Origin of the sequence: Nocardia sp. NPDC004068 (assembly GCF_042874315.1) — a bacterium.
Classification (GTDB): domain Bacteria; phylum Actinomycetota; class Actinomycetes; order Mycobacteriales; family Mycobacteriaceae; genus Nocardia.
The window spans coordinates 198,491-218,590 of the sequence record NZ_JBIAMW010000006.1; the positions used below are offsets into that span (position 1 = coordinate 198,491).

Annotated in this window: 16 protein-coding genes; 13 read left to right on the top strand and 3 right to left on the bottom strand. The window is 71.3% G+C overall.

Annotated features, from left to right (window positions below; genetic code table 11):
• Genes ACFYTQ_RS16985 through ACFYTQ_RS16995 form a run of 3 tightly spaced genes read right to left on the bottom strand, consistent with a single transcriptional unit; the run spans nucleotide 1 to nucleotide 2,977 of the window.
• Nucleotides 1–789, bottom strand: a complete 789-nt coding sequence (locus tag ACFYTQ_RS16985; RefSeq protein WP_387361627.1) for a carotenoid biosynthesis protein — start codon at nucleotides 787–789, stop codon at nucleotides 1–3.
• On the bottom strand, nucleotides 786–2,357 hold the full coding sequence (locus ACFYTQ_RS16990) for a phytoene desaturase family protein (protein ID WP_387361629.1): 1,572 nt from the start codon (nucleotides 2,355–2,357) through the stop codon (nucleotides 786–788). Before ACFYTQ_RS16990 ends, ACFYTQ_RS16985 begins: the two co-directional genes overlap by 4 nt.
• Entirely contained in the window at nucleotides 2,354–2,977 is a 624-nt protein-coding gene (locus ACFYTQ_RS16995) for a GNAT family N-acetyltransferase (protein WP_387361631.1), read from the bottom strand. The genes ACFYTQ_RS16990 and ACFYTQ_RS16995 overlap by 4 nt, the downstream gene beginning before the upstream one ends.
• A 117-nt stretch (nucleotides 2,978–3,094) precedes the next feature.
• Between ACFYTQ_RS16995 and ACFYTQ_RS17000 the strand changes: the two genes are divergently transcribed.
• From ACFYTQ_RS17000 to murC, 13 genes are all read left to right on the top strand, one after another.
• Nucleotides 3,095–3,535: an SAV_6107 family HEPN domain-containing protein gene (locus ACFYTQ_RS17000; protein WP_387361633.1), complete on the top strand. Its 441-nt coding sequence runs from the start codon at nucleotides 3,095–3,097 to the stop codon at nucleotides 3,533–3,535.
• Nucleotides 3,536–3,661: 126 nt separating this feature from the next.
• A complete protein-coding gene (locus ACFYTQ_RS17005) occupies nucleotides 3,662–4,081 on the top strand; it encodes a DUF3040 domain-containing protein (protein ID WP_387361635.1) in 420 nt (139 codons plus the stop codon).
• 377 nt (nucleotides 4,082–4,458) lie between these two features.
• A complete protein-coding gene (gene mraZ / locus ACFYTQ_RS17010; protein WP_387361637.1) occupies nucleotides 4,459–4,890 on the top strand; it encodes a division/cell wall cluster transcriptional repressor MraZ in 432 nt (143 codons plus the stop codon).
• Between the two features lie 132 nt (nucleotides 4,891–5,022).
• Nucleotides 5,023–6,009: a 16S rRNA (cytosine(1402)-N(4))-methyltransferase RsmH gene (rsmH, locus tag ACFYTQ_RS17015; protein ID WP_387362282.1), complete on the top strand. Its 987-nt coding sequence runs from the start codon at nucleotides 5,023–5,025 to the stop codon at nucleotides 6,007–6,009.
• A gap of 799 nt (nucleotides 6,010–6,808) precedes the next feature.
• On the top strand, nucleotides 6,809–8,014 hold the full coding sequence (locus tag ACFYTQ_RS17020; RefSeq protein WP_387361639.1) for a hypothetical protein: 1,206 nt from the start codon (nucleotides 6,809–6,811) through the stop codon (nucleotides 8,012–8,014).
• Nucleotides 8,011–9,897 carry a peptidoglycan D,D-transpeptidase FtsI family protein gene (locus ACFYTQ_RS17025; RefSeq protein WP_387361641.1) on the top strand — a complete coding sequence of 629 codons (1,887 nt, stop codon included), beginning with the start codon at nucleotides 8,011–8,013 and terminating at the stop codon, nucleotides 9,895–9,897. Before ACFYTQ_RS17020 ends, ACFYTQ_RS17025 begins: the two co-directional genes overlap by 4 nt.
• A gap of 120 nt (nucleotides 9,898–10,017) precedes the next feature.
• Entirely contained in the window at nucleotides 10,018–11,607 is a 1,590-nt protein-coding gene (locus tag ACFYTQ_RS17030; protein ID WP_387361643.1) for a UDP-N-acetylmuramoyl-L-alanyl-D-glutamate--2,6-diaminopimelate ligase, read from the top strand.
• On the top strand, nucleotides 11,604–13,325 hold the full coding sequence (murF, locus tag ACFYTQ_RS17035; protein ID WP_387361644.1) for a UDP-N-acetylmuramoyl-tripeptide--D-alanyl-D-alanine ligase: 1,722 nt from the start codon (nucleotides 11,604–11,606) through the stop codon (nucleotides 13,323–13,325). The genes ACFYTQ_RS17030 and murF overlap by 4 nt, the downstream gene beginning before the upstream one ends.
• A complete protein-coding gene (mraY, locus tag ACFYTQ_RS17040; protein ID WP_387361646.1) occupies nucleotides 13,322–14,398 on the top strand; it encodes a phospho-N-acetylmuramoyl-pentapeptide-transferase in 1,077 nt (358 codons plus the stop codon). The genes murF and mraY overlap by 4 nt, the downstream gene beginning before the upstream one ends.
• 50 nt (nucleotides 14,399–14,448) lie before the next feature.
• Entirely contained in the window at nucleotides 14,449–15,897 is a 1,449-nt protein-coding gene (gene murD / locus ACFYTQ_RS17045; RefSeq protein WP_387361648.1) for a UDP-N-acetylmuramoyl-L-alanine--D-glutamate ligase, read from the top strand.
• Entirely contained in the window at nucleotides 15,894–17,360 is a 1,467-nt protein-coding gene (gene ftsW, locus ACFYTQ_RS17050; RefSeq protein ID WP_387361650.1) for a putative lipid II flippase FtsW, read from the top strand. Before murD ends, ftsW begins: the two co-directional genes overlap by 4 nt.
• A 92-nt stretch (nucleotides 17,361–17,452) precedes the next feature.
• Nucleotides 17,453–18,502, top strand: coding sequence for an undecaprenyldiphospho-muramoylpentapeptide beta-N-acetylglucosaminyltransferase (gene murG, locus ACFYTQ_RS17055; protein ID WP_387362284.1), 1,050 nt, complete (start codon nucleotides 17,453–17,455; stop codon nucleotides 18,500–18,502).
• A gap of 59 nt (nucleotides 18,503–18,561) precedes the next feature.
• Complete coding sequence (murC, locus tag ACFYTQ_RS17060; protein ID WP_387362286.1) at nucleotides 18,562–20,007, top strand: UDP-N-acetylmuramate--L-alanine ligase; 1,446 nt, start codon at nucleotides 18,562–18,564, stop codon at nucleotides 20,005–20,007.
• The last annotated feature ends 93 nt before the right edge of the window (nucleotides 20,008–20,100 follow it).

The window sequence follows — 20,100 nt, forward strand, 5'->3', positions numbered from 1 at the left end:
TCACATCGTGCCATGACACGCCGGGTCGAGCGGTACACGACGGGCCCGTCGCCCCAACTGTGCCGCCAAAGGGATACCGAGCACCCCCAGACCGGCGAAACCATAGGCCGCCGACGCGGGCAGACCCAGGAAAACGGCGTGCGCGAGCGCCGACCCGAGCCACGTCCACCCGAACACCACGAGCGGAACCGCCCCCGACACGCCGCGCGCCGGATGGGCCCGGGCGAGCAGACCCATCAGCGCCGCCATCACCAGCGCCACCACGAACCAGCCGACGTAGTTGGTCCACGGAATGTGCGAAAGCCCCGGCAGCCCCGGCCGATTCGAACACCAGCTCCACTGCCCGTCGGCCACCATCTGCGGATCCAGATACAGATCCCACCCGACCGCCCCCACGGCCGTCAGCACGACCCGCGCGGGCGCCCGCCGCGCCAGCCACCCCGCCACCACCCACACCGGATACAGCCCGCCCGTCCAGGCCAGCGGAATCAACACCGGCACCCCCGCCACCGCCGGACCCAGCCGATCCACCGCGTAGTGGTAACACCCGAACGGGAAACCCGTTGCGGTGCCGACCATCTCGGCCACCAGACCCAGCCCGGACACGATCAGCAGGAATCCGGCGGCGAACCGCGCACCCCGATCCACCAGCGCGTGCGTCAGCGCGGTCGCCACCGCCAACAGCACCACGACGATCGTGACCGCGTCCCGCGCCCCGCCCGCGGTCAGCGGATAACCGATCTGCACGGCGATCCACGCGATCGCCGCGAGCGCGGGCACCGCCCTCATCGCCGCCCGATCGACGACCACCGGGCTCGACGCCGATCCCGCAACGCCAGCCGCGCCGCCGTGCGCCCGCTCGCCCCCGACACGCCGCCGCCGGGATGCGTCGACGCGCCGGTCAGGAACAACCCGGGCGCGCCCGGCACCCGCTGCCCCGACAGTTCGGGCAGCGGCCGCCAGAAGAACATCTGATCCAGCGACATCTCCACATGCATGACATTGCCGCCCAGCAGACCCAGCTCCCGCTCCAGATCCGCGGGCGTCTGCACGAAACGCCGACGCACCGAATCCGCGAAACCCGGTGCGAGCGAGTCCAATTCGCCGACGATGCGGTCGCCCTCTCGCTCGGCGTGGGCGTCCCACCCGCTCCCGTCGGCGAGCCGCCGCGGATGCCACTGCGCCCACAACGACAACTGATGCTCCCCGGCCGGGGCGATCGACGGATCGAGCGCGCTGAAACTCATGGCCAGCACCACCGGCCGCGGCGGCAGCTCCCCGGCCAGCGCCGCCCCGTGCGCCGCCCACAACCGCCGCCGATCCGAGACGAGCAGTTGCAGCCCGCGCGCGGACTCGGCGGCGGTCGCGCCCGGATACTCCGGCAGGGCGGACGTGGCCGCCCGCACCACCATCCCGATGCCCGGCCCGACCCGAATCCGCCGCGCCCAGTCGTCGAGGACCCCGGCGTCGAAACCGCCGCGCCGCAACAACTCCAGCGTGGTCAGGATGTGCGTGCCCGCGATCACGGTGGGCGCGGCCAACTCCCGGCCCGACGCGGTGCGCACCCGCCAGCCGCCGCCCGCGCGGCGCAGTTCGGTGACCGCATCGCCCGCCGACACCTCGCCCCCGTCGGCCCGCAGCCGGGCCACCAGCGCGGCGGTGAGCGCGCCGCTGCCGCCGACCGCGCGGCCCGGCGGCAGGGTGTGCATGAGCGCCGCGAAGCCGACCATCGGCGCGGTGCCCGGTTCCGACATCGGCGGCCCCGACTGCGCGCCGAACCAGGCCAGCGCCGCCTTGAGCCGCTCGTCGTCGAACCAGCTGTCCAGCAAGGCGTCTCCGGTCTGGAGGAACTCCCGGGACAGGGCGCTGCCGCCCGCCCGCGCGTCCAGCCCCCAGAACGAGCGCACCAGCCGATCCGGCCGCGCGGGCCCGGCGAACGCCCGCATCACCCGGCGCGCCCGCGGCTCCCACACCGCCACGAACCGCCGGTACGCGTCGGCGTCGCGGTGCCCGCACGCGGCGGCGATCGAGGCGCAGGTGCGATCCAGATCGCGATGGAAAACGATCGGCACCGCATCGGAATTCGCGGGCGCGGGCGCGAAGGCCCACGGATCGCAGTCGAGATAGCGCAGCCCGAACCGGTCCAGTTCGAGTTCCTCCACGATGCCGGTGTGCCGAATCATGATGTGCGCGGACGATCCTCGATCGACCAGATGCCCTGGGAACCGGGCCACCGTCGACACCGCCCCGCCGAGCACCTCGTCGCGCTCGAGCACCTCGACCCGCTCGCCCGCCCGCGCGAGATAGCAGGCGGCCACGAGCGCGTTGTGGCCCGATCCGACGACCAGGACCGTCACGGGCGCGGATCCGCCAGCGGCAGCCGCCGGCCCAGCACGGCGAAGCGGCGGGTGTCGCCGGAGAACACGAAATGCCTTACCACATCGGTGAATCCCTGCCTGCGATACAGCCGCCAGGCCCGGTTGTCCTCCCGGTCCACCTCGGGCGTCGACAGCAGCGCGGCCCGTTCCGGACGGTTGGCCAGCAGCCGCGTCAACAGCGTCTCGCCGATGCCGCGCCCCTGCGCGGCGGGGTGTACGTGCAGTTCGGTCAGCTCGAAGTAGTCGGTCAGCAGATCGCGGGTGTCGGCCTCGGACCAGCCCGAGCGGCGCATCCCGGTGTGCACCTGCTGATGCCACCACTGATGCGGCGCGCCGTGGTAGCCGTAGGCGATGGCGAGCAGCGGCGCGGTGCGGACGTCGTATTCGCCGCTGTCGTCGGGCAATACGGCCCCGACGGCCTGCCACCCCGGGCGGGTGGTGTGCTCGGTCCACATCGGGGCCCGATGATGTTCGGTCCCCCGGGGATAGCCCATCGCCGCGACGTAGATCGATAGCGCGTCGTGTAGCCGGGCCCGGACGGTGGCGGCGGAGAGGTCGACGACGACGGGGGCGGGGGTGTGAGGTCTGAGGGCTGTCATGTCTGGGCGGCGCGGCTCTCGTTCGACGCGGAAAGTTGTCGGTGGTCCTCTCTATATTCACACCAGAACGAGATTCGAATACCTGTTCGGTCTACGAGGGGTGTGGAGGTAACCGCCATGGCTGATCGGATGAAGCATCCGGGGCATTCGGGGCGGGCCGGGAATTTACTCGCTCGCGCCGACGGACTGCTGTTGCAGGCCGCGGCCGAACCCGATCCGCGCGAACGCTTCCGGACCGCCTACCTGGCCGCGCTGCGCGGCGCGGGCGCGGTGCTCGCGCTCACGGGCGCCGACCGGGCGCCGCGGGCGCGTTCGCGCAACGCCTGGGTGCTCATGCAGCAGGCCGCGCCCGAGTTCGTCATGTGGTCGGACTACTTCAGCTCGCACTCGGAGACACGCGCGGCGCTCGAGGCGGGGCTCGAACGTCCGGTCGACACCGCGCGGGCCGACGAGTTCGCTTCCCGGGTAGGGGCATTCCTGCACGACGTGGAGGATATGGTCGCCGCGGCCACCCGCTTGCGGCCGCTGCCGGGGTGGCTCGGCGACGGCACGGGCTGAACATCTTCGGAGTAGGTGGTAGCACACTGATCGAACTCGTATCATTGGTGGCAGGTAGCCGCCAAGGTCGGCTACTAGTCGCCTACCCGGAGGCGACCACCACGACCTAGTGCCGGGGGAGGTACCGTGCCACTCTCCGAGCACGAGCAGCGCATGCTCGAACAGATCGAGAGCGCTCTCTATGCTGAGGACCCCAAGTTCGCCTCGACCGTGCGTGGCGGACGGCTACGTTCGGCGACCGGTAGACGCAGACTGCAATCGGCGGCGCTGTTCGTCCTCGGTCTGGTCCTTCTCGTCGCGGGCATCGCGCTGCCCGTCAAGCCGGGCGGCTTCCCGATCATCAGCCTGCTCGGTTTCATCGTCATGTTCGGCGCCGGCGTCCTGCTGCTGATGGGCGGGCACGGACTGCCGGGCTCGCGACGCGGTGGTCCCGCGAGTTCGGGGCCCGGCGGCGGTCCGAGCGGCGGACGGGGTAAGCAGCGCAAGTCGGGCGGCTTCTCGGCCCGCATGGAGGACCGGTTCAGGCGCCGGTTCGAACAGGACTGACACAGAACTCTTCCTGAGCGACACGCCGTGCGATGCACGGCGTGTCGTTTTGTTTCCGGCACCTTCCGAGCGCTCTCCCCAGCGCACCCCACAACGCCCCACGGCGTCCCCCACACCGCCCCACCCGGCGCGATAACCGGTTGCTATCTGCGCGTTTGCTGGCGGTTGTCGGGTCGGCGGGAGTGTCGACCGCGCGTGTCGGGCGAACTCGCGAAAATCTCCCCACCCCGGTGATAGCTGGTGTCACCTGCGGAAACCGGTCGCCGGGGACCGAGATCACCGCGGCTTTCGATTGAAAGTGGGGGAAAGTGGGGTAATGTGGAGCGCGCACTGAGGAGGCCGACCAGACGGGGTGTTCTCACGGGAGGTGTCGAGGCGTGTTTCTCGGTACCTACACGCCTCGCCTGGACGACAAGGGGCGACTGACGTTGCCTGCGAAGTTTCGCGACGAGTTGGCGGGAGGGTTGATGGTCACCAAAGGGCAGGACCACAGCCTTTCCGTGTATCCCAAGGAGGAGTTCGCCGCGCTCGCGCGGCGGGCCGCCGCGGCGTCGCGCAGCAACCCGCAGGCACGGGCATTCGTCCGGGCCCTGGCCGCCTCCACGGACGAGCAACGTCCGGACGCGCAGGGCCGGATCATGCTGTCGGCCGAACATCGGCGCTACGCCAACCTCACCAAGGACTGCGTGGTGATCGGCTCGGTCGACTTCCTCGAGATTTGGGACAAGCAGGCGTGGGAGTCCTACCTCGCCGAACACGAGGAGGATTACTCGCTGGCCAGAGACGAGTCGCTGGGCGGAATCTTCTAGCCCCGACGCGGCGAGTGCCCTGCGGCCTCTGCCCGACGGCGGACCCTGACGTACTTCCCCAACGCCAGGTGCCGTCGCTCGGTCAGAGACCCCGGGGCATTCACCACCGACGTAGAGTCCAATCGCCCCAGGATCCGGGAGGTCGAGGTGCATCATGAAGACCCCGGCCCGCGTCATGTTCCGGTCCTGTTACGGCGAGCCGACGAAATCCTCGGTCCCGCACTGGTTTCCGGCGGTGTCCTGGTGGACGCGACCCTCGGGCTCGGCGGGCACGCCGAGCACTTCCTGCGCACGTATCCCGCGATCCGGCTGATCGGGCTCGATCGCGACACCGAGGCGCTGAAGTTGGCGGGGGAGCGGCTCGCGCCGTTCGCGGATCGAATCACGTTGGTGCACACCCGCTATGACGGCATCGCCGACGCGCTGCGCGAGGCCGGGCTCGAGCCGACCGGATCGGTGCGGGCAATCCTGATGGACCTCGGCGTGTCGTCGATGCAGCTCGACGAGACCGAGCGCGGCTTCGCCTACTCGGTGGACGCTCCGCTGGACATGCGGATGGATCCCAGTGGCGGCCCGACCGCGGCCGACGTGCTCAACACCTATACCCACGGCGACTTGGCGCGGATCCTCAAGACCTACGGCGAGGAGCGCTTCGCGGGCAAGATCGCGAGCGCGATCGTGAAACGCCGTGCACGCCAACCCTTCACGACCAGCGGCGAGCTGGTGGAGTTGCTCTACGACACCATTCCCGCCGCCACCCGCCGCACCGGCGGCCACCCCGCCAAGCGCACCTTCCAGGCCCTGCGCATCGAGGTCAACCGCGAGCTGGAGTCGCTCGAGGCCGCCCTCCCCGCGGCCCTGGCGGCCCTGGCCCCCGGCGGCCGCATCGTGGTCATGTCCTACCAATCCCTGGAGGACAAGCTGGTCAAACACCTCTTCGCCGACCGCACCACGTCCCGCACCCCCGCGGGCCTCCCGATCGACCTCCCCGGCACGGCCCCCGACTTCCGCCTCCTCACCCGGGGCGCCGAAAAGGCCACCGACGACGAAATCGCGGAAAACCCCCGAGCCGCCCCAGTCCGCCTACGCGCCCTGGAACGAATAGAGGCAGCGGCATGACCACCCAGCGCCCGCGTCGCCCACCCCGCCCCACCGAAAACGCCTGGGCGCGTACCCGACTCGTGCGCCATGCTGTTCCGACCCACCCCGACGCGAGCCACGCGCCGGGCCGAGTGGTCGGCGACCCAAACCACCTGCCGATCCGCACGACCGGCTCGAAGCCCGCGATCGCCGGACCCGGCCACGGGTTCCCGGCTGGTCGCGTGGTCGTCGGTTCGGGCGGTGCGGAACTCGTGCCGACTCGGGCGGGCGGTCCGGGCTCTGTGATCGGGCGCGTCGTGATCGATGCGCGCGGTTACGGGCTCGCGGCTGTCGGCTCGGCTGGCACAGACCTCCTGCCGACTCGCGTGGCTGTCCGCGCGGGCGGTCCCGTGTTCGTGCGCGCTGACTCGTGCGGCCACGGGCTCGCGGCTGTCCGCGCGGGCGGTTCTGTGTTCGTGCGCGTTGGCGCGTGCGGCTACGGGCTCGCGGTGGGGCACGAGGCTGTCGGCTCGGGTGGTGCGGGTCTCGTACCCGCTCGGGCAGGCGGTTCGGGGTCGGTGGCCGGGGCCGATGGCGCTGGGCTCGGGCCTGGTGGTGGGAGTTCTGGTGTGGGGCCGCGGGTTTCGGGGCGTGGTCGGGTCGGAGGCGGTGCGGCACCGGGGTGTGCGGGCGGCTTGCGGCGGGTGGACGGGTTCGCGGGGTCTCGGGCCGAGGGTGGTTCGGGGAGCGTGAGCGTGGTCAGGATGGAGCCGGGCGCCCGGCGAGGAGGAGGCACGGGCGGGTCGGCGGGGTTTGTCGACGTAGGGGAGGCGAGAAGATGAGCGTGCGCACACGGGTGGACGCGCCGGATCGGGCGTCGCGGCGGACAGCGCAGCCGAAGAAGGTGACGCCGCGGCGGGCCGAATCCGCCGAGCGCGTGAAAACCGGTGCGGCGCAGCGGGCCTACGCCCGGCGACGCGCCCGGACGCGGGGTGGTTCGACCCCCCTGCCCGGGCGTGCCGCCTCGGCCATGGCCGGTCGCTTGCCGTTCGTGGCGGGCATCATCGCCCTGCTCGGCTGCGGCCTGGCCCTGACCCTGCTGCTCACCACGCGCGCCGCCGAGGACAGCTACCAACTCGGCGACGCCCGCCGCCTCAACCGCCAGCTCGGCGACGAACGCGCCGCCCTGCAACGCGAGGTCGAGGCCGCCGACTCGGCCCCCGAACTGGCCAACCGCGCCCGCGAACTGGGCATGATCCCCGCCAAGGACCCGGTCCGCCTCCTGGTGGCCCCCGACGGCACGGTCACCGTCATCGGCAAGGAAACCCCCGCCGAAGGCACCCCCGCGCCCCCACTGAACACCTCCCCGACCACCCCAACCCCCGCCCCCAAACTGGTGCAGGCCCAAGGCGAGCGCGTGGTCCCGGTCCAGCCCGCCCCGGGCCAAACCCCGCCGGGCGCAACACCTCCCGGCCAGGGACAGCCTCCCGCTCCGGGCCAGGCCAACGGCACGGGCCAGGCCGCTGGCGCGCCTGCGGGCCAAGGCGGTACGAACGCCACAGGCCAGCCCGCTGGCGTGAACGGTGCGGGGCAGGCGGCTGGCGTGAACGGTGTGGGCCAGACTTCTGGTGCTGGTGCGCCCGTGGGTCAGGCCGATGCCAACAACCAGGCTCCGGCTGCGAATGGTGGTGCGCCGGTCCAGGTTCCCGCAGGCGGAAATGGCGGCCCGGCCGCCGAATCGAACGGTACGGGCGCGGTCACGAATCAGGTGCCGGTGCCCGGGCAGGAACAGGCCGCGGGGGCGAACGTGCCGTTGGGGCAGTCCGGTCAACCGCAGGCCGCGGGAACCTCGAACGCCCCCACGGGCGGAGCTATCGCGCGGGACGAATCCCCGGCTCCCGCAGCCGTTCCCGAGGACGCCCCGGCAGGGGAGCCCCAGGGTGACATCGGCGGACCCGCGGCGCTGGAACATCCGGCGGCGTCTCCCGACATTCGCGGCGAGTTGCGGACAGACCCGCTGGCACCCGATGAGGCCGATCGATGAGTCCGACCCGGAACGGCACGCCCGCGCGGGGGCGGCAGGGGCCGGTGCGGCCTCGGCCGCGGCCGCGACCGGGGCGGCCGGGCAGTGGGGTGCGGTTGCGGTTCGGGGTCGGGCGGATCGTGATGTTGGTGGCGCTGATCGTCGTGGCCGCGCAATTGCTGTGGATCCAAACGATTTCCGCGCCGAATCTGTCGGCGGAGGCGGCCGATCAGCGGACCGTGCGGCAGGCCGATCACGCGCTGCGCGGGGCGATCACCGACCGGAACGGGAAGCCGTTCGCGTTCAGCATCGCCACCAAGGCGCTGCACATCCAGCCCGTCGTGGTGCGCAAGCAACTCGCGGCCGCGCGCGCCAAGAGCGACAAGGCCCCGGACCCGGACGAGCGCCTGAAGGCGATCGCCAAGACGCTGCACCAGAAGCTCGGCAAGGACGCGCCCCCGGAGGCCGACCTGCTGACCAAACTGCGCGGCGACGACGGATTCGTCTATCTCGCACGCAATGTCGACGCCCGCGTGGCGAGCGACATCCTCGACCAGTACCCGGAGATCGGCGCCGACGACGAACCCTCGCGCGCCCACCCCGGCGGCTCGCTCGCGGCCAACATCATCGGCGCCACCGGCTGGGACGGCCACGGCCAACTCGGCCTGGAATCCGCGCTGGACTCGGTCCTCGCGGGCACCGACGGCTCGCACACCTACGACCGCGGTTCCGACGGCGCGGTCATCCCCGGCAGCGAACGCGACCGACAGCCCGCCGTGGACGGCTCCACCGTCGAACTCACCCTCGACACCGACCTCCAGTACGAGGTGCAACAGCAGGTCCAGCAGGCCAAGCAGATGTCGGGCGCGGAGGACGTCTCGGCCGTCGTGCTCGACGCGCGCACAGCTCAGGTGCTGGCCATGGCCAACGACAACACCTTCAATCCCGATGTGGAACCGAAGTTCTGGAATCCCGACCAGATGGGCAACCGCTCGGTCACCGACGTCTACGAACCCGGTTCGGTCAACAAGATCGTGACCGCCTCCGCCGCCATCGAATACGGCCTCACCAAACCCGACGAGGTCCTCCAGGTCCCCGGCAGCATCCACATGGGCGGCGTGGACGTCAGCGACGCCTGGCAGCACGGCGTCGAACCCTTCACCACCACCGGCGTGTTCGGGCACTCGTCGAACGTGGGCACCCTCATGCTCGCCCAGCGCGTCGGCGAGGACCGTTACGCCGATATGCTGCGCCGCTTCGGCCTCGGTCAGCGCACCGGCGTCGGCCTGCCCGGCGAGAGCGCGGGCATCGTGCCGCCGCGCGATCAATGGTCGGGGTCGACATTCGCGAATCTGCCCATCGGACAGGGCCTTTCGATGACATTGCTCCAGATGACCGGCATGTACCAGGCCATCGCCAACGACGGCGTGCGCGTCCCGCCGCGCATCGTCAAGGACACCATCGATCCCAAGGGCCGGCGCACCCAGGAACCGCAGCCCGAGGGCGTGCGGGTGGTGAGCCCGCAGACCGCGCGCACGCTGCGCACCATGTTCCAGTCGGTGGTGCAACGGGATCCGATGAGTTCCGCCCAGACCGGCACCGGCCCCTCGGCCGCGGTCGAGGGCTACCAGATCGCCGGAAAGACCGGAACCGCCCAGCAGATCGACAAGGCGTGCCGCTGCTACTCCAACGACCGCTACTGGATCACCTTCGCGGGCATCGCCCCGGCGGACAATCCGCGCTACGTCATCGGCATCATGATGAACGCGCCGATCCGCAGCTCGGACGGCAGCGGCGGACAGTCCGCCGCCCCGCTGTTCCACAGCATCGCCTCGTGGGCCTTGCAGCGGGACCGGATTCCGCCGTCGCCGCCCGCCCAACGCCAGGTGTTGCAGGCCGATTGACCTGGTGCGACCATCGGCGCGATCGTTCCCGACGCGAATTCCCCCGGCCGCGTTGCCCGACCGTGATCGGTCGTCGGTAACCTGACACGTCGATCCGAATCCGCCTTCGAAAGGAGCTTCGTGCCCGTGCAGCCCAGCCCGCAGGTGCTGCGTCCGGCCGCGCCGCCGACCACAGCCCTGCGGACCCTCGTCGAGCGCACGGGTGTCCGCCCGGGCGCGGGCGAAATCGGCGATGTCGTCGTCACCGGAATCGAGCAGCGGTCCAACGCCGTCCAGGCCGGGGATCTGTTCGCCGGACTGGCCGGGGGGCGGGCGCACGGCGCGCGGTTCGCCCGCGATGCCGTGGCGCGCGGCGCGGTCGCCGTGCTCACCGATCCCGCGGGGGTCGGGTTGATCGGCGAGGTGGACGTTCCGGTGCTCGTGCACGACGAGCCGCGCGCGGTGCTGGGGGAGATCTCGGCGCTCGTGTACGGGAATCCCTCGGATCGGCTACGGGTCGTGGGGATCACCGGCACCTCGGGCAAGACGACCACCTCCTATCTGGTCGAGGCGGGGTTGGCGGCGGCCGGACTGTCGACGGCGCTGATCGGGACCATCGAGACCCGCATCGGCGGGCAGCGGGTGCCCAGCGCGCTCACCACCCCCGAGGCGCCGCAGCTGCACGCGATGTTCGCGCTGATGGTCGAGCAGGGGGTGCAGGCGGTGGTGATGGAGGTGTCCAGTCACGCGCTCGCGCTCGGCCGGGTCGACGGGGTGCGATTCGCGGTGGGCGCGTTCACGAATCTGTCGCAGGACCATCTGGATTTCCACGCCGACTTCGAGGACTACTTCGCGGCGAAACGGCGGCTGTTCGAACCGGATTCGCCGGTGGCCGCGCGGACCAGCGTGGTGTGCGTCGACGACGCGTGGGGGCGGCGGCTGGTCCGCGAGATCGGCGGGCGCACCACGGTGATCACGGTCGCGACCACGCCGAGCACCGTCGAGGACGCCCCGCCGGACTGGTCGGCCACGGAGGTGGCCGCGCTGCCGGGCGGCGGTCAGGAGTTCACGGCGACCGGGCCGGATACGAAAGTCGCTGTGCGCCTTCGGCTTCCGGGCCGCTACAACATCGCCAACGGGCTGTTGGCGGTGGCGGTGTGCGCGGCGGCGGGCGTCTCCGCCGAGACCGCGGCCGCCGCGCTCGCCGAGGTCGACGTGCCGGGCCGGATGCAGCGGGTGGATCGCGGGCAGGACTTCCTGGCCGTGGTGGACTACGCGCACAAGCCCGCGGCCGTCGAATCGGTCATCGCCACGTTGCGCCGCGAGCTGAAGGACACCGGCGGACGGCTGGCCGTGGTGGTGGGCGCGGGCGGCGACCGCGACACCGGCAAGCGGCCGCTCATGGGCGCGACCGCCGCGCGCGGGGCCGATCTGCTGATCATCACCGACGACAATCCGCGCGGCGAGGACCCGGCCGAGATCCGCGCCGCGATCCGCGCGGGCGCGCTGGGCATCGCCGAACTCGAACGCGGGGAGGTCGTCGAGATCGGCGACCGCGCCGACGCCATCGCCGCGGCCGTGCACTGGGCCCGGCCCGGTGACATCGTGCTGGTGGCGGGTAAGGGACACGAGACGGGGCAGGAGATTGCCGGAGTGAAGTACCCGTTCGACGACCGCGAGGTGCTGGCGGAGGCCCTCTCTCGGAAAACGAAGGACCTGACGGTTTCATGATCGAGATGACCCTGCGGGAGATCGCGGACGTCGTCGGCGGCACGCTGCACGACGTACCCGACCCCGAGGTGCCGGTGACCGGCGCGGTCGAATTCGACTCCCGCCGAATCCAACCCGGCGGCCTGTTCCTCGCCCTCCCCGGCGAAAAGGCCGACGGCCACGACTACGCCTCCGCCGCAATCGAATCCGGCGCCGTAGCCGTCCTCGCCGCCCGCCCGGTGGGCGTTCCTGCCATCGTGGTCCGGCCGTTCCCCGGCGAAAAGCGTGCCGGGGAACAAGAGGGCGCTGGTGCTGGGGAGCGAGAAGGCGCGCGAGCCGGGGAGCAAGGGGGCGCGCGAGCCGGGGAGCAAGGGGGCGCGCGAGCCGGGGAGCAAGGGGGCGCGCGGGCTGATGAGCAAGGGCGCGCGCAGGTCGGGGAGCAAGAGCGCGTGGCGGCCGGGGAACAAGAGGGTGCGCGAGCCGGGGAACAGGGGGCCGTGGGTGCTGGAGAACAAAAGGGCTCGGGCGGGGCTTATGCCTTGGCGCACGATGTGGACGGGTCCGGGGCGGCGGTGTTGGGGGCGTTGGCGAAACTCGCTCGGGCCGTGGTGGATCGGTTGGTGGGGGAGAGTGGGCTGACCGTGGTGGGGGTTACGGGGTCTTCGGGGAAGACGTCGACGAAGGATCTGCTGGCGAGTGTGGTGGCGCCGTTGGGGGAGGTGGTGGCGCCGCCGGGGTCGTTCAACAATGAGATCGGGCATCCGTGGACGGCGTTGCGGGCCACGCGGAGCACGCGGTATCTGGTGCTGGAGTTGTCGGCGCGGGGGCACGGGCACATCAAGGCGCTGACCGAGATCGCGCCGCCGCGCATCGGGGTGGTGCTCAATGTGGGCACCGCGCATCTGGGGGAGTTCGGCAGCCGGGAGGCCATCGCGCAGGCGAAAGGCGAACTGGTGGAGGCGCTTCCGGCCGACGGGGTCGCGGTGCTCAACGCCGACGACGCGAAGGTCGCGGCGATGGCGTCGCGGACCGCGGCCCGCGTGGTGACCGTCGGACAGTCGGCGGGCGCCGAGGTGCGGGCCACCGATGTCACCCTCGACGAGGCCGCACGCGCGCGATTCACGTTGTCCGCCAACGGCCAAACCGCCGAGGTGCGGCTGGCCGTGCACGGCGAACACCAGGTCGGCAACGCGCTCTCCGCCGCCGCGGTCGCCCTCGAATGCGGCGCCGATCTCGACACCGTGGCCCGCGCCCTGTCCGGCGCGACCGTCGCCTCCGCGCACCGCATGGACGTGCGTACCCGCCCCGACGGCGTCACCGTCATCAACGACTCCTACAACGCCAACCCCGACTCCATGCGCGCTGCCCTGAAAGCCCTGGTGACCATGGCCAAATCGGGTGAGCGCCCGCGCCGCAGCTGGGCGGTGCTCGGCGAGATGGCCGAACTCGGCGACGACTCGGTGGTCGAACACGATCGCATCGGCCGTCTCGCGGTCCGCCTCGACGTGGACCGCCTCGTCGTCGTCGGCACCGGCCGCCCCTCGCACGGCCTGCATCAGGGCGCGGTCATGGAGGGTTCGTGGGGTGAGGAGTCGATCCTCGTCCCCGACCTCGACGCCGCCATCGCCCTGCTCGACGACGAACTGGCCCCCGACGACGTGGTGCTGGTCAAGGCGTCGAACTCCGTGGGCCTGTGGCGGGTCGCCCAGCATCTGACGAACACCGAGGCGGCCCGATGAGACAGATCCTGTTCGCGGCCGGCATCGCCCTGGCCGTATCGATCCTGTTGACGCCGTTGGTGATTCGCATCTTCGCCCGCCGCGGCTTCGGCCAGGAGATCCGCATCGACGGCCCGGAGAGCCACAAGGCCAAGCGCGGCACCCCGACCATGGGCGGCGTCGCCATCCTGATCGGCATGTGGGCCGGGTACTGGGGCTCGCACCTGATCGGCATCGGCTACCACGCCGAGGGTCCGAGCGTGTCGGCGCTGCTGGTGCTCGGCCTGGCCACCGCGCTGGGCGTGGTCGGCTTCATCGACGACTTCATCAAGATCCGCAAGCAGCGCAACCTCGGCCTCACCGCCGCGGGCAAATACCTCGGCCAGCTCACCTCCGCGATCGTGTTCGGCGTGCTGGCCCTGCAATTCCCGGGCGCGGGCGGGCGCACCCCGGCGAGTCGGCACCTGTCCTACGTGCGCGACATCAACACCGTGTCGATGAGCGTCGTGATCTTCCTGGCGTTCGTCTGCCTGGTCGTGGTCGCCTGGTCGAACGCGGTGAACCTCACCGACGGGCTCGACGGCCTGGCCGCCGGATCGATGAGTCTGGTGCTCGGCGCGTACGTGATCATCACGTTCTGGCAGTACTACCACGCGTGCGAGGTCAAGGCCGAGGAGGGCTGCTACAACGTGCGCGATCCGCTGGACCTCGCGCTGGTGTGCGCGGCGGGCGCGGCGGCGTGCGTCGGATTCCTGTGGTGGAACGCGGCTCCCGCGAAGATCTTCATGGGCGACACCGGCTCGCTGGCCCTGGGCGGGCTGATCGCCGGACTGTCCATCACCACCCGCACCGAACTGCTGATGATCGTGATCGGCGCGCTGTTCGTCGCCGAGACCGTGTCGGTGGTGTTGCAGGTGGCGGTCTTCCGGACCACCCGCAACCGGTTGTTCAAGATGGCGCCCTTCCACCATCACTTCGAACTCAGCAAATGGGCCGAGACTACGGTGATCATTCGGTTCTGGTTGCTGGCCGGCATGGCGTCGGCGGTCGGACTTGGCTTGTTCTACAGCGAATACCTCTCTCAGGTCGGGTAACAGCAGCGATGGTCGAACACAATCCGCGGGCTCTGCGATCTCCGGGGCCCATGCTCGAATTCCTGCGTGGCCGTGACGTTCTCGTCGCGGGATGGGGGGTGTCGGGTCGCTCGCTGGTCGAGCCGCTGCGCGACATCGGCGCCCGTCCCGTCGTCACCGACGCCGGGGAGAAGGCGATGGCCGAGGCCGCCGAACTGGGCCTGACCACCGCGACCGGCGACGAACTGCTCGAGCCGGGCGCGCTGGACCGCTTCGCGCTGGTGATCACCAGTCCGGGCTGGCGGCCGGACTCGCCGGTGCTGGTCTCGGCGGTCACCGAGGGCGTACCGGTCTGGGGCGACGTCGAATTCGCGTGGTGGGTCGATCAGGCCCGGCTCTACGGCCCGGTGCGCAAGTGGCTGGTGATCACCGGCACCAACGGCAAGACCACCACCACCCAGATGACGCACGCCATCCTGCGCGCGGCGGGTATCGCCAGCGTCGCGTGCGGCAATATCGGGCTGCCGATCCTGGACGCGTTGCGCCGCAATCCCGGTCCGCAGGTGCTGGCCGTGGAACTGTCGTCGTTCCAGCTGCACTGGGCGCCGTCGGTGCGCCCGGAGGCGGGCGTGGTGCTCAATGTGGCCGAGGATCACCTGGATTGGCACGGCGGCCTGGACGCCTACGCCGCCGCCAAGGCCCGCGCGCTCACCGGGCGGGTCGGCGTGGTCGGTCTCGACGACGCGGTGGCCGCGGCGCTGGCGCGAAAGTCCAAGGCGCGCCGCACGGTCGGGTTCCGGGTCGGGGTGCCCGCGGACGGCGAACTCGGCGTGGTGGACGGCAAACTGCTCGACCGGGCCTTCACCAAGGCCGCGATCCTGGCCGAGGTGGGCGATATCAGCCCGCCGGGGCCGGCCGGTGTCGCCGATGCCCTGGCCGCGGCCGCGCTGACCCGATCCATCGATGTCGCACCGCAATTCGTCAAGGAGGGCCTACAGGAGCACCGGGTGGGCCCGCACCGCGCCGCGCTCGTGCGCGAGCTGGGCGAGGTGGAGTTCGTCGACGACTCCAAGGCCACCAACCCGCACGCCGCCCGTACCTCGATCCTGGCCCACCCGCAGGTGGTGTGGATCGCCGGTGGTCAGCTCAAGGGCGCGCACATCGATGACCTGGTCGAAGAGGTCGCCGAACGGCTCGTCGGGGTGGTGCTGCTCGGCCAGGACGCCCCGATCTTCGCGACCGCATTGCGGCGACACGCCCCCGATGTCCCCGTTGTCGAGCTCGGTTCGGGTGACGATGCTGGGGTGGGTGCCGAGTTCTCGTCCGAGATCGATGGCGCGGACGCGGTGATGGCGCGCGCGGTCCGCATCGCCGCCGGATACGCCCGGCGCGGTGACACGGTGCTGTTGGCGCCCGCGGCGGCCTCGCTGGACATGTTCGCCGACTACACCCACCGGGGACGCAGTTTCGTCGCGGCGGTGGAGGCGCTCGACGAGGGAGATATCGGGAGCCCGCGGTGAGCCCGGCGCGCAAGCCCTCGGGCACCTGGTTCGGTGCCTGGCTGGCGCGCCCGTTCGCGGATTTCCATCTCATCGTCACCATCGCGACCCTGCTCACCATGCTCGGGCTGGTGATGGTGCTGTCGGCGTCGAGCGTGGAGGCGTATTCGGCCGACGGCTCGGCGTATTCGCTGTTCATCCAGCAGGCCGCGTTCGCGGTGCTGGGTGTGGTGCTGTTCTATCTGGCGCTGCGGATTCCGTTGCGGGTGCTGCGCGGGATCTCGTTCCCGGTGTTCGCGATCTCGGTGCTGGCGTTGGTGCTGGTGTTGATTCCGGGCATCGGCTCGCGGGTGCAGGGGTCGCGGCGGTGGTTCGATCTGGGGTTCGTCTCGCTCCAGCCGTCGGAGATCGTCAAGGTCACGTTCATCGTGTGGGGCGCGCATCTGCTCGCGGCGCGGCGGACCGAGAAGTCCACGTACAAGGACATTCTCCTGCCGCTGGTCCCGGCGGGGCTGCTGGTGTGTCTGCTGATCGTGCTGGAGCCGAATCTGTCCACCACGATCGCGGTCGGGTTGGTGCTGGCGGCGTTGCTGTGGTTCGGCGGGTTGCCGGTGCGGCTGTTCGTGACCATCGGCGTGTCCGGTCTGGTGGCGGCGCTGGTGCTGGCGTTGACGGCCGGGTACCGCTCCGATCGGGTGCGCGGATTCCTGAACTCGAGTTCGGATCCGCAGGGCATCGGGTATCAGGCGCGGCAGGCGTTGTTCTCGCTGGCCGACGGCGGTATCTGGGGGCGTGGACTCGGGCAGAGCCGGGCGAAGTGGAGTTATCTGCCCAACGCGCACAACGACTTCATCTTCGCCATCATCGGCGAGGAGTTGGGCTTCCTCGGATGTGCCTTGGTGCTGGGGCTTTTCGCGTTGTTCGTCTACACCGGGCTGCGCATCGCGAGCCGCTCGTCGGATCCGTTCCTGCGCTTGATGACCGCGACCGCGACGACGTGGGTGACCGGGCAGGCGCTGATCAATATGGGATACGTCGTCGGGCTGCTGCCGGTGACCGGATTGCAGCTGCCGCTGGTGTCGGCGGGCGGATCGTCGCTGGCGATCACGCTGTTCATGTTCGGGCTCATCGCGAGCGCGGCCCGGCACGAACCCGAGGCGGTCGCCGCGCTGCACGCCGGGCAGGACGGCCGGTTCAGCCGCCTGCTGCGCTTGCCGAAACCCGAGGTGTACTCGGCGAGCCGGGCCCAGGCCGCGCGCGCCCGCGGCGGCCGCGAACCGGCACCCGCGCGACGACGGGGTGGGGGCGACGCGTCCTCGCGCCGGTCGATAGATTCGGATTCGGCCCGACGCCGCGCCGGAGCGGCCGGGCGGGGCGATCCGGCCCGGGGCGAGAGCCGCAGCACGATGTCGTGGCGCACCACCCGGGCGTGGGAGCCGACGTATCCGATCACACATGCGAGAGAACGGGGTAAGCCGAGGTGACGAACGGCGGAAGCGGCAGATCCGCGGGCGGGGAACGCGCGCTTTCGGTGATCGTCGCGGGTGGTGGCACCGCCGGGCACATCGAACCCGCCATGGCCGTGGCCGACGCGCTGCGACGACTCGACCCGTCGATCACGATCACGGCGCTGGGCACCCGGCGCGGCCTGGAGACCACCCTGATCCCCGAGCGCGGCTATCCGCTCGAGCTGATCCCGCCGGTCCCGTTGCCGCGCAAGCTGTCCGGTGATCTGCTGCGGTTGCCCGGCCGGGTGCGGGCGTCGGTGGCCCGCGTCCGCGAGGTGATCGATGCGGTACAGGCCGATGTGATAGTCGGCTTCGGCGGGTACGTGGCCCTGCCCGCGTATCTGGCGGCGTGGCGGCGGGGCGTGCCCGTGGTGGTGCACGAGGCCAACGCCAAGGCCGGGATCGCGAACAAGGTGGGCGCGCGCCGCGCGGCGCGGGTGCTGGCGGCCGTGCCGGGTTCGGGCGTGCGCGCGCGCGGGCGCACCGAGGCCGAGATCGTGGGAATCCCGGTGCGCCAAGCCATTTCGACATTGGATCGGGCGGGGCTGCGGGCCTCGGCGCGGGAGCATTTCGGGCTGCCCGCCGCGGGGCCGGTGCTGTTGGTGTTCGGCGGATCGCAGGGCGCGCGGCGGTTGAACGAGGCGGTGTCGGGGGCGGCGGCCCAGCTGACTGCGGCGGGCGTGTCGGTGCTGCACGCGCACGGGCCCAAGAACACCCTGGAGATCTCCGGCGTGGATCCGGACGGTCCCGCGAAATACGTTGCGGTCCCGTACCTGTCCCGCATGGAGCTGGCCTACGCGGCCGCCGACGCGGCGGTGTGCCGATCGGGCGCGATGACCGTCGCCGAGGTGTCGGCGGTCGGGCTGCCCGCGTTCTACGTGCCGCTGCCGCACGGCAACGGCGAGCAGGAACTCAACGCCCGCCCGATCGTGGCGCAGGGCGGTGGCAGAATCGTGCCGGATGCGGAGCTGACTCCGAAATATGTGATCGACGAGGTGATTCCGCTGCTCACCGATCCCGAGCGGCTGTCGGGTACGGCGGCCGCCGCCGCGGGCGCGGGGCATCGGGACGCCGCGGACGAGGTGGCGCGGATCGTGGTGGAGGTGGCGGGCCGGTGACGGACGAGAACGAGACGCGGGATCCGGCGGAGCTACCGCCGCTGCTGCGACGGGTGCACATGATCGGCATCGGCGGGGCCGGAATGTCGGGCATCGCGCGAATCCTGCTGTCGCGCGGCGGGGCGGTGTCGGGTTCGGACGCCAAGGAGAGCCGCGGGGTACTGGCATTGCGCGCCCGCGGTGCGGAAGTGCGGATCGGGCACGACGCCAATGCCCTGGACCTGCTGCCGGGCGGACCGACCGCGGTGGTGACGACCTACGCCGCGATCCCCAAGACGAATCCCGAACTGGTGGAGGCGAATCGGCGCGGGGTGCCGGTGCTGCTGCGCCCGGCCGTGCTGGCCGAACTCATGCGCGGGCATCGCACGCTGCTGGTGTCGGGCACGCACGGCAAGACCTCGACCACCTCCATGCTGGTGGTGTCGTTGCAGCACTGCGGGTTCGACCCGTCGTTCGCGGTCGGCGGCGAGCTGAACGAGGCGGGCACCAACGCCCATCACGGCACCGGCGGCTACTTCGTGGCCGAGGCCGACGAATCCGACGGGTCGCTGCTGCAATACGACCCGGACATCGCGGTCATCACCAATATCGAATCCGACCACCTGGACTACTACGGGTCGGTGGAGGCTTACGTCCGGGTCTTCGACGACTTCGCCGCGCGGATCACGCCCGGCGGACTGCTCGTGGTGTGCCTGGACGATCCCGGCTCGCGGGCGCTCGCCGAACGGGTCGGCAAGCGAATCTCGGCCGGGGAGCTCGACATTCGCGTCCTCGGCTACGGGTCGGGCGACCTCGCCGACGCGCCGGTTCCGGTCGGGGTGCGGCTGCTGGCCTGGGAGCCGCGCGATGTCGGCGGCGTGGCCACGCTGCATCTCACCGACGAACTCGCCCCGCGCACGTTGCGGCTGTCGGTGCCCGGGCGGCACATGGCGTCGAACGCGCTCGCCGCGCTGCTCGCCGCCCGCGACGCCGGAGCCGATCTGGACGAGATCCTGCAAGGGCTGGAGGGTTTCGGCGGCGTGCACCGCCGGTTCCAGTTCGTCGGCCGGGAGAACGGCGTGCGGGTCTTCGACGACTACGCCCACCACCCGACCGAGGTGACCGCCGTGCTCGGCGCCGCCGCCGAACTGGTCCGCCAGGAGGCCGCCGACGGCGCCCGCTCGCGGCAGGGCCGGGTCATCGTGGTCTTCCAGCCCCATTTGTACAGCCGCACAGCCGCTTTCGCCGCCGAATTCGGCACCGCGCTCTCGCTCGCCGACGAGGTCGTCGTCCTCGACGTCTACGGCGCCCGCGAGAAACCGCTGCCCGGAGTCAACGGCGCGCTGGTCGCCCAGTCGGTCACCAAACCCGTCCACTACCAACCCGATATGTCCCGCGTCGGCCGCCAGGTCGCGGGCCTGGCCCACCCCGGCGACGTCGTGATCATCATGGGCGCGGGCGACGTCACCATGCTCGGCGGCCAGATCCTCGACGGGCTGCGGGTCCGCCCCTCGGTCGGGCGGTGAGCCGGTGAGAACCCGTGGGGGAGACGGGCATCCGGAGGACGAGCCGATCGATGTCGAGATCGAGGAGTACTCGGATGGGTCGGGGGAGGAGGA